11 protein-coding genes and 1 pseudogene are annotated in these 9,576 nt (G+C 66.9%); 1 reads left to right on the forward strand and 11 read right to left on the reverse strand.

All coding sequences use genetic code 11. The annotated features are described in order from the left end of the window. The 11 genes and pseudogenes from ABYX71_RS08165 to ABYX71_RS08215 all read right to left on the reverse strand — a co-directional run. Positions 1–495 (reverse strand): annotated as a pseudogene (locus ABYX71_RS08165) (glutamine--fructose-6-phosphate aminotransferase); the annotation flags it as partial. Positions 496–500: 5 nt separating this feature from the next. Next, a complete protein-coding gene (gene glmU, locus ABYX71_RS08170; RefSeq protein ID WP_372696005.1) occupies positions 501–1,892 on the reverse strand; it encodes a bifunctional UDP-N-acetylglucosamine diphosphorylase/glucosamine-1-phosphate N-acetyltransferase GlmU in 1,392 nt (463 codons plus the stop codon). A 43-nt stretch (positions 1,893–1,935) separates the two neighbouring features. Beyond that, on the reverse strand, positions 1,936–2,370 hold the full coding sequence (locus ABYX71_RS08175; RefSeq protein ID WP_372696006.1) for a F0F1 ATP synthase subunit epsilon: 435 nt from the start codon (positions 2,368–2,370) through the stop codon (positions 1,936–1,938). A 12-nt stretch (positions 2,371–2,382) separates the two neighbouring features. Further along, the gene (gene atpD / locus ABYX71_RS08180) at positions 2,383–3,783 is read right to left on the reverse strand and encodes a F0F1 ATP synthase subunit beta (RefSeq protein ID WP_372696007.1); all 1,401 of its coding nucleotides are present in this window, start codon (positions 3,781–3,783) and stop codon (positions 2,383–2,385) included. Positions 3,784–3,812: 29 nt separating this feature from the next. Next, positions 3,813–4,691 carry a F0F1 ATP synthase subunit gamma gene (gene atpG, locus ABYX71_RS08185; RefSeq protein ID WP_372696008.1) on the reverse strand — a complete coding sequence of 293 codons (879 nt, stop codon included), beginning with the start codon at positions 4,689–4,691 and terminating at the stop codon, positions 3,813–3,815. Positions 4,692–4,720: 29 nt separating this feature from the next. Beyond that, entirely contained in the window at positions 4,721–6,274 is a 1,554-nt protein-coding gene (gene atpA / locus ABYX71_RS08190; RefSeq protein WP_372696009.1) for a F0F1 ATP synthase subunit alpha, read from the reverse strand. A 36-nt stretch (positions 6,275–6,310) separates the two neighbouring features. Next, positions 6,311–6,844 carry a F0F1 ATP synthase subunit delta gene (locus ABYX71_RS08195; protein WP_372696010.1) on the reverse strand — a complete coding sequence of 178 codons (534 nt, stop codon included), beginning with the start codon at positions 6,842–6,844 and terminating at the stop codon, positions 6,311–6,313. A 3-nt stretch (positions 6,845–6,847) separates the two neighbouring features. Beyond that, positions 6,848–7,318, reverse strand: a complete 471-nt coding sequence (locus ABYX71_RS08200) for a F0F1 ATP synthase subunit B (RefSeq protein WP_372696011.1) — start codon at positions 7,316–7,318, stop codon at positions 6,848–6,850. A 42-nt stretch (positions 7,319–7,360) separates the two neighbouring features. Further along, the gene (atpE, locus tag ABYX71_RS08205) at positions 7,361–7,612 is read right to left on the reverse strand and encodes a F0F1 ATP synthase subunit C (RefSeq protein WP_300129161.1); all 252 of its coding nucleotides are present in this window, start codon (positions 7,610–7,612) and stop codon (positions 7,361–7,363) included. Between the two features lie 50 nt (positions 7,613–7,662). After that, positions 7,663–8,535, reverse strand: coding sequence for a F0F1 ATP synthase subunit A (gene atpB, locus ABYX71_RS08210; RefSeq protein WP_372696012.1), 873 nt, complete (start codon positions 8,533–8,535; stop codon positions 7,663–7,665). Beyond that, positions 8,525–9,052, reverse strand: coding sequence for an ATP synthase subunit I (locus ABYX71_RS08215; RefSeq protein ID WP_372696013.1), 528 nt, complete (start codon positions 9,050–9,052; stop codon positions 8,525–8,527). Before ABYX71_RS08215 ends, atpB begins: the two co-directional genes overlap by 11 nt. A gap of 188 nt (positions 9,053–9,240) precedes the next feature. Between ABYX71_RS08215 and ABYX71_RS08220 the strand changes: the two genes are divergently transcribed. Next, the gene (locus tag ABYX71_RS08220; RefSeq protein WP_372696014.1) at positions 9,241–9,522 is read left to right on the forward strand and encodes a hypothetical protein; all 282 of its coding nucleotides are present in this window, start codon (positions 9,241–9,243) and stop codon (positions 9,520–9,522) included. Positions 9,523–9,576 lie beyond the last annotated feature (54 nt).

Here is a 9,576-nt window from a genome sequence, read left to right on the forward strand (position 1 = left end):
ACCGCTGAGCACGCCGATGGCGAACGCGCCCTCGAGCTCCAGCGCCGCCGCTCGCACCGCCGCGAAAAGATCCCCTTCCCCGTCCAGGTGCAGGCGCACCTGATGTCCGATGACCTCGGTGTCGGTCTGCGAGGTGAACTCGAAGCCGGCCGCCCGCTGCGCCTCGCGCAGCGCGTGATGGTTCTCGATGATGCCGTTGTGGACCACCGCCAGTTCGCCGCGCGAGATGTGCGGATGGGCATTGGCCTCACTCGGCGCGCCGTGCGTGGCCCAGCGCGTGTGTCCGATGCCGGCATGCGCCGTCACCGGCTCGGCCGCCAGGCGGCGGCTCAGCTCCATGACCTTGCCGACGGCCCGCACCCGCCTGAGGCGGCCGTCATCCTGACGCACGGCAATGCCGGCCGAGTCATAGCCGCGGTACTCCAGGCGGCGCAGACCCTCGAGCAGATCGGGCACCACATCGTGCCGGGCGATGGCGCAGACGATGCCGCACATGGCCGTCAGGGCACCGGCTTCTTGCGCGGCCGGCGCCAGCCGGGCACGCTCTTCTGCGGCGCCCGCGTCACCGTCAGGGCATCGGCTGGCGCCTGGCGCACGACCACCGATCCCGCCCCGATGGTGGCACCTTCGCCGATCGTGACCGGCGCCACCAGTGCGCTGTTCGAGCCAATGAAGGCATCGTCTCCGATGCGGGTCACGTGCTTGTTGGCGCCGTCGTAGTTGCAGGTGATGGTGCCGGCACCCACGTTGACGCGGGCGCCCACCTGGGCATCGCCCAGATAGCTGAGGTGATTGGCCTTTGCACCCGGCCCGAGGCGGGCGTTTTTAACTTCCACGAAATTGCCGACGTGCACCTGCTCGGCCAGCTCGGTGCCCGGGCGCAGCCGCGCATACGGGCCGACACAGGCCCCATCGCCCACCCGGGCGCCGTCGATCAGGCTGAACGGCTCGACGCGCGCGCCAGCGCCGATGACGCTGTCGCGCACGATGCAGTGCGCCCCCACCTGTACGCCGTCACCCAAGTGCACGGTGCCTTCCAGAATGACGCCGACGTCGATGCACACGTCGCGCCCGACGCTGACTTCGCCGCGCACGTCGAGGCGCGCCGGATCGCGGACCGTGACGCCGGCCTCCATCAACCGCAGCGCCTGGCGGCGCCGGTGCTCGGCCTCGCACTGCGCCAGCTGGGCACAGTCGTTGATGCCCATGACCTCAGCGGCCGATGGCGCCGGCACGCCATGCACCGGCACACCGTCCGCCACTGCCTGGGCCACGACGTCGGTCAGGTACAACTCGCCCTGCGCATTGTCCGCCCGCAGCCGCCCGAGCCAGTCGTGCAGGCGCGCGGCCGGGATCAACAGCGTGCCGGTGTTCACCTCGCGCAGCGCCTGCTCCTGGGCGCTGGCGTCGCGCTGCTCGACGATGCCGCGCACCGCCCCGCCGGCATCGCGCACGATGCGTCCATAACCGGTCGGGTCGTCCAATGAAGCGGTCAGGATGGCAAGACTGTCGGGCGGCGTATCCAGCAAGCGCGCCAGTGTCTGTGGACGCAGCAGCGGGACGTCGCCGCACAGCACCAGAACGCGGCCATGGGCCGTCAGCTGGTCGGCGGCCGCCGCCACGGCATCGCCGGTGCCGCGCTGGATGGCCTGATGCGCCCAGCGGCACTCGACATCCGCAAAGGCGGCGCGGATTGCCTCGCCGCCGTGGCCATAGACCACTACCGGGGGCTCGGCAGCGGCCGTGTCGCGCAACAAGGCGTGCGCGGTGGCCAGCACGTGGCCGAGGAGGGGACGTCCACCGACCGCGTACAACACCTTGGGCAGGGACGAGCGCATGCGCGTGCCCTGTCCCGCGGCGAGGATGACGATCTGCAGCGGTGCGGCGCTCATGGTGCGGACTTTACGTCACGGCACCGGTGGCGGATATGTGCCGTCAGCGGCCCGTGCGCCGACGCAGGCGCTGAATGGTCTGCAGCTGCGCCATCGCCTCCGCCAGCTCGGCGCTCGCAGTGGCGTACTCGAAATCGCCCTGGCGGTTTTCCATCGCCGCCTCGGCACGCTGCTTGGCTTCCAGCGCCGCGGCCTCGTCGAGGTCGTGCGCACGCACGGCGGTGTCGGCCAGCACCGTGACGGTACCGGGCTGCACCTCCAGGAGGCCGCCGGCCACGAACACCATTTCCTCGCTGCCGTCCGGGCGCTCGATACGCACCGCGCCCGGCTTGATCCGGGTGATCAGCGGTATGTGGCGCGGCAGGATGCCCAGCTCGCCGGACTCGCCCGGCAGGGCGACGAACCGCGCCTCGCCGGAGAATATCGACGCCTCGGCCGAAACCACCTCGACCTGCACGGTGGCGCTGCTGCTTGCCATCGGGGGCCTCGCTTACTGGATTTTCTTGGCTTTCTCGAACGCTTCGTCGATGGTGCCGACCATGTAGAACGCCTGCTCGGGCAGGTGGTCGCACTCACCGTTGACGATCATCTTGAAGCCACGGATGGTTTCCGACAGCGGCACATACTTGCCCGGAGCGCCGGTGAACACTTCGGCAACGTGGAACGGCTGCGACAGGAAACGCTGCATCTTACGCGCCCGCGCCACCGCCAGCTTGTCCTCCGGCGACAACTCGTCCATGCCAAGGATGGCGATGATGTCGCGCAGTTCCTTGTAACGCTGCAGCGTCGCCTGCACGGCGCGGGCGGTGCTGTAGTGCTCGTCGCCGACCACGTTCGGGTCGACCTGACGGCTGGTGGAATCGAGCGGGTCGACCGCCGGGTAGATACCCAGCGCCGCGATGTCGCGCGACAGCACCACGGTGGCGTCCAAGTGCGCGAAGGTGGTGGCCGGCGACGGATCGGTCAGATCGTCCGCCGGCACGTACACGGCCTGGATGGAGGTAATGGAACCCACCTTGGTGGAGGTGATGCGCTCCTGCAGGCGGCCCATCTCCTCGGCCAGCGTCGGCTGGTAACCCACCGCCGACGGCATGCGGCCGAGCAGTGCCGACACCTCGGTACCGGCCAGCGTGTAGCGGTAGATGTTGTCGACGAAGAACAGCACGTCGCGCCCTTCGTCGCGGAACGATTCGGCGATGGTCAGCCCCGTCAGCGCCACGCGCAGACGGTTGCCCGGCGGCTCGTTCATCTGGCCGTACACCATCGACACCTTGGACTCGTCCAGGTTCTCGAGGTTTACCACGCCGGACTCGGCCATCTCGTGGTAGAAGTCGTTGCCCTCGCGGGTACGCTCACCCACACCGGCGAACACCGACAGGCCCGAGTGTGCCTTGGCGATGTTGTTGATCAGCTCCATCATGTTGACGGTCTTGCCCACGCCGGCACCGCCGAACAGGCCCACCTTGCCGCCCTTGGCGAACGGGCAGATGAGGTCGATGACCTTGATGCCGGTTTCCAGCAGCTCCTGCGACGGCGCCAACTCGTCGTAGGTCGGCGCCTTGCGATGGATGGCGGCGGTCTCGGCCTGATCGACCGGGCCGCGCTCGTCGATGGGCCGGCCCAGCACGTCCATGATGCGGCCCAGCGTGGCCTTGCCGACCGGCACCGTGATGGGCTTGCCGGTGTCGGTGACCATCAGGCCGCGCCGCAGGCCGTCGGTGGAGCCCAGGGCGATGGCACGCACCACGCCGTCGCCGAGCTGCTGCTGCACCTCGAGCGTCAGGTCCGAGCCTTCCATGACCAGCGCGTCGTAGACCTTGGGCATCTGCCCGCGCGGGAACTCGACGTCCACCACGGCGCCGATGCACTGAACGATCTTGCCTTCTGTCATTGTCCGGTCCTTCGAGAATCCGTTTTGCGTCATACCGCGGCGGCGCCGCCGACGATTTCCGACAGCTCCTTCGTAATCGCAGCCTGTCGGGTCTTGTTGTAGATGAGCTTGAGCTCTTCGATCAGGTTGCCGGCGTTGTCGCTGGCCGCCTTCATGGCCACCATGCGCGCCGACTGCTCGGAGGCCATGTTCTCGGCCACCGCCTGCAGCACCAGCGCCTCGATGTAGCGCGTGAGCAACTCTTCGATGACGGTCGGCGCGTTCGGCTCGTACATGTAGTCCCAGCTGTGGGACTGGCGCTCGGCCTCGGTCTGTTCCAACCGGTCGGCCGACAGGGGCAGCAGCGGCTCGATCACCGATTCCTGCTTCATGGTGTTGATGAAACGCGTGTAGCACAGGTACACCGCGTCGAGCTTGCCGGCCACGAACGCGTCCAGCATCACCTTGACCGGCCCGATCAACATTTCCAGCTGCGGCGCGTCACCCAGCTGCACGGCCTGGCTGATGATCCTGGCGCCGGCACGGGTCATGAAGCTCTGCCCCTTGCCGCCGAGCGTCGTGACCTGCAGCGACTGGCCGGCGGCCTGGGCGTCCCGCATGCGCAGGCTTACCGCCCGCAGCAGGTTGGTGTTCAGGCCGCCGCACAGACCCTTGTCGGTCGTGACCACGATGAAGCCAACCGAACGCACCTCGTCGACCGGGCGCATGTAGGCCGACCGGTACTCCGGGTTGGCCCGCGCAAGGTTGGCGGTGATGTTGCGCACCTTGTCGCTGTACGGCCGCGCCGCCCGCATGCGCTCCTGGGCACGGCGCATCTTCGACGCCGCCACCATCTCCATCGCCTTGGTGATCTTGCGCGTGTTCTCGATACTCTTGATCTTGCCGCGTATTTCCTTGCCGACCGCCATGCCGGTGCTCCTTTAGCGCTGCCGGTGTCTCAGGCGAACGATTTGCCAAACGCCTCGATGGCGCCGGTCAGCTCTTCCTCGGCCGCCTTGTCCAGCACTTTTTCGGTTTCCAGCTTCTGCAGCAGGGCAGCATGGCTGGACTTCAGGTGCTGGTGCAGGCCGTGCTCGAAGGCCAGCACGCGGCTGACGTCCACGTCGTCCAGGAAGCCCTTGTTCACCGCGAACAGCGAAGCGGCCATCAGGGAGATCGACAGCGGCGAGTACTGCGCCTGCTTGAGCAGTTCGGTGACGCGCGCGCCACGGTCCAGCTGCTTGCGCGTGGCCTCGTCAAGATCCGATGCGAACTGGGCGAAGGCCGCCAGCTCGCGGTACTGCGCCAGGTCGGTACGAATGCCGCCGGACAGGCTCTTGATCAGCTTGGTCTGCGCCGAACCACCCACACGCGACACCGAGATACCGGCGTTGATGGCCGGGCGGATGCCGCTGTTGAACAGGTTGGTTTCGAGGAAGATCTGGCCGTCGGTGATGGAAATCACGTTGGTCGGCACGAAGGCCGACACGTCGCCGGCCTGGGTCTCGATGATCGGCAGCGCCGTCAGCGAGCCGGTCTGCCCCTTGACCTCACCGTTGGTGAAGGCCTCGACGTACTCGGCGTTCACGCGCGCCGCACGCTCGAGCAGGCGGCTGTGCAGGTAGAACACGTCACCCGGGAACGCCTCGCGGCCCGGCGGACGGCGCAGCAGCAGCGACACCTGACGGTAGGCCACGGCCTGCTTGGACAGGTCGTCGTAGATGATCAGCGCATCCTGACCACGGTCGCGGAAGTACTCGCCCATGGTGCAGCCGGAGTAGGCCGACACGTACTGCATGGCCGCCGACTCGGAGGCCGATGCCGCCACGACGATGGTGTAGTCCATGGCGCCGTGCTGCTCGAGCGCCCGCACCACGTTCTTGATCGACGACGCCTTCTGGCCGATGGCGACGTAGACGCAGGTCATGTTCTGACCTTTCTGGTTGATGATCGTGTCGATCGCCACCGCGGTCTTGCCGGTCTGGCGATCGCCGATGATCAACTCGCGCTGGCCGCGACCGATCGGCACCATCGAGTCGATGGCCTTCAGACCGGTCTGCACCGGCTGGTCCACCGATTTACGGGCGATCACGCCCGGCGCCACCTTCTCGATGACGTCCGTCATCTTGGCATTGATCGGACCCTTGCCGTCGATGGGCTGGCCCAGCGCGTTGACGACGCGGCCGACCAGTTCCGGGCCGACCGGCACCTCCAGGATGCGCCCGGTGCACTTGACCGTGTCGCCCTCGGAAATGTGCTCGTACTCGCCGAGGATCACGGCACCGACCGAGTCGCGCTCCAGGTTCAGCGCCAGACCATAGGTCGGCAGGCCGGCCGCGGTGGGCGGGAACTCCAGCATTTCGCCGGCCATGGCGCCGGACAGGCCGTGCACGCGCACGATGCCGTCGGTGACCGATACCACGGTGCCCTGGTTGACGATGTCGGCCGACGCGCCAAGGCCCTCGATGCGGCTCTTGATCAGATCGGAAATTTCAGCAGGATTCAGTTGCATTGCATGCTCCAGAGATGCCACGCGGGGCGGCCGGGATCAGGCCGTCAGGGCTGTTCTCATCTGTTCCAAACGGGACCGCACCGAGGCGTCGAGCACCTGGTCGCCCACCACCACCCGCACGCCACCGATCAGGTCACGGTCGACCACCGGCCGCGCTTCGAGCGTACGACCGAAGCGCGCGGACAGCGTCTGCTCGATCTGCTGCAGCTGCTCGGACGACAGCTCGAACGCACTGTAGACGGTGGCCCGCGCCACTCCGGCGCGCTCGTCCACCAGCGCCTGAAACTGCCGCGCGATCTCGCCCATCGCCGCCAGGCGGTCGTTCTCGACCACGGTCTGCAGCAGGCCTTGCAGCACTGGGGATACGTCGCCGGGCAACGCCGCGAGCACCACTTGCGTGACCTGCTCGACCGACACCTTCGGATTGTCGGCAAAGGCGCGCAGCTGCGTGTCGGCCGTCACCTGCGCCAACTGCTGCAGGGAAACGACCAGCTCCGCGGCCTGTGCCGGGTCGACCGTGCGGAACAGCGCCTCGGCGTAAGGACGCGCTACGGTGGCAAGCTCGGCCATGACTTACAGCTCGGCCTGCAGCTGCGCCAACAGGGTCGCATGCGCGTTGGCATCGACCTCGCGACGCAGGATCTGCTCGGCGCCACGCACCGCCAGATCGGCGACCTGGCCACGCAGCGCCTCACGCGCCTTGACCAGCTCCTGCTGCGCCTCGGCACGGGCGGCGGCGACGATCTTGCCGCCTTCCTCGGCGGCGCGCGCCTTCGCCTCTTCGATCATCGACTGCGCCAGCCGCTCGGCGTCGGCCAGCCGCTGGGCCGCGTCGGCCCGCGCCGCAGACAGCTGCTCCTCGACGCGACGGTTGGCGGTAGCCAGCTCCAAGCGGGCGCGCTCGGCTGCCGACAATCCGTCGGCGATCTTCTGCGTACGCTCGTCGATGGCCTTGGTGATCGGCGGCCACACAAACCGCATGGTGAACCACACCAGGACCGCGAAGACGATCGCTTGCAGGAACAGGGTTGCGTTGATATTCACAACTCGATCCTTGCGCTCGTGAATGAAGTCAAGACGACGGAATCAGGCAGCGAGCTGAAACGGATTGGCGAACGCGAACAGCAGCGCAATGGCGACACCGATCAGGAACGCCGCATCGATCAGGCCGGCCAGAATGAACATCTTGGTCTGCAGCTCGTTCATCAGCTCGGGCTGACGGGCCGACGATTCGAGGTACTTGCCGCCCATCAAGGCGATACCCAGCGAGGCGCCGACAGCACCAAGACCGACGATCAGACCGCAAGCAAGCGCGACGAGGCCGAGGACATTTTCCATGGTTGCTCCTTCAGGAGAGTCTGCGTGGTGGAACGAAACTAAATAACCGGTCAGTGCGCTTCGTGCGCCTGACCGACGTAGATCAGCGTCAGCATCATGAAGATGAATGCCTGCAGCGTGATCACCAGAATGTGGAACAGGGCCCAGATGGTCCCGGCCACAACATGCCCAACGCCCAGCCAAAAGCCGCCGGACAAGGGGTTCATTTGCCATGCCCAGGCGCCGCCCATGAGGGCGATGAGCATGAACACGAGCTCGCCGGCGAACATGTTGCCGAACAGCCGCATGCCGTGCGACAGCGTTTTCGCCGCGAACTCGATCATCTGCATCAGGAAATTGACCGGATACAGCAACGGATGGCTGCCGAACGGCGCCGTGAACAACTCGTGCACCCAGCCGCCAGCCCCCTTGATCTTGAGGTTGTAGTAGATGCACACCAGCAACACCGAGCCGGACAGGCCCAGCGTGGTCGACAGGTCGGCCGTGGGCACCACGCGCAGGTAAGCGTGATGCGGATCATGCCCCGCCGCCGCGTACACCTCCGTCCAGACCCACGGCAGCAGGTCCACCGGCAGCAGGTCCATGGCGTTCATCAGGAAGATCCAGATAAACACCGTCAACGCCAGCGGCCCGACGACGCGCCGGCTGCGCGCGTCATGGATCACCGCCTTGGCCTGGCCATCCACCAGGTCGACGAGCATTTCCAGCGCGCCCTGGAAGCGGCCCGGCACACCCGCCGTGGCGCCACGCGCCGCCAGCCACATCACCAGGCACGCCGCGGCACCCAGGATGGCCGACAACACCACCGAGTCGATATTGACGACCGAGAAATCAACCAGCGATTCCTGCAGCCCGGAACTCAGGTGCTGCAAGTGGTGGACGATGTACTCGCCCGCGGTCGGTGCATGGCTTTCAGCTGCCATAGGTTTGGTAAGCCTCTGCTCGCTTCTCTGATCTATTCCAACGGCCACGCCACAACAGCGCCAGCCAGTAAACCTTGAGGCACGCCACCAGGGCGAGCAACAAAGCCGGCCAGCTCAGCGCCGCAACGACCCGCGGCGCCAACGCCAGCAACAAAACCGTCAGCGCGAGCTTGACCACCTCCCACACCAACACACGCACCACGCCGAACGACGGCGAAGCGCCTTCCGGCAGCGGACGCCCGATGCCGTACGCCATCAGGGCAGACGGGAGCACCACGGCACCCGCGCCGTACAGGACCGACCAGGCCACCCCGGTGCGCCCGAACACGGCCAGCGCCAGCAAGGCCAGCAGCGCGCCAACCGCCGCTTGCGCCAGCACGATGCGCCCCGGCCCAGGCATGGGCTGAGCGTCACGCAACGCCTGCGCCTGCTCAGCCGTCAGCGGCGGCCCAAACTCTTCGGCCGCCTGCGCTGCCTCGTCATCCGCCCACGCGGCACTGTTGGAACGTTCGGACATGGCTGGACTGCATCCGGCCACAGACTGACCCAACCAGACACGCCCGAGGGCGCGATGGTGATCCAGCGACCAGCGCTTGCTGGAGTCAAAAAACGGCCGGCATTATAGGCGCCGCGCCGCCCTCAAACAAGGCGCCCGGGGATGTCGACGCTCGGCCTCCGGATAACATCGAAAGTAGGAGGTCTCGCATGAGCATTTCTATCTGGCACGTCGTGATCGGCTTTTTCTTCAGTAACGGCCTGCCACACTTCATCGCCGGCGTTGCCGGCAAGCGGTTTCGCTCGCCGCTGGGTGCGAATTCGTCGGCGCGTGTCAATCTGGTGTGGGGCTTGATCAATTTTGTGCTCGGTACCGCACTGGTGCTGTGGCGTTCACCGACCCCCGATTGGCTGGGCTTTCTGGTCGCCTACTGGCTTATCGTTGCCATGTTCGGGTTTGGCATCAACCACTTCAAGGGCGAGGACTTCTGACACGACGACGCGTTAGCAGGCCGTTCACGGAGCCGCCGGCCGTCGGTGCCGGCG

Source organism: Immundisolibacter sp., from assembly GCF_041625615.1.
Lineage (GTDB): Bacteria > Pseudomonadota > Gammaproteobacteria > Immundisolibacterales > Immundisolibacteraceae > Immundisolibacter.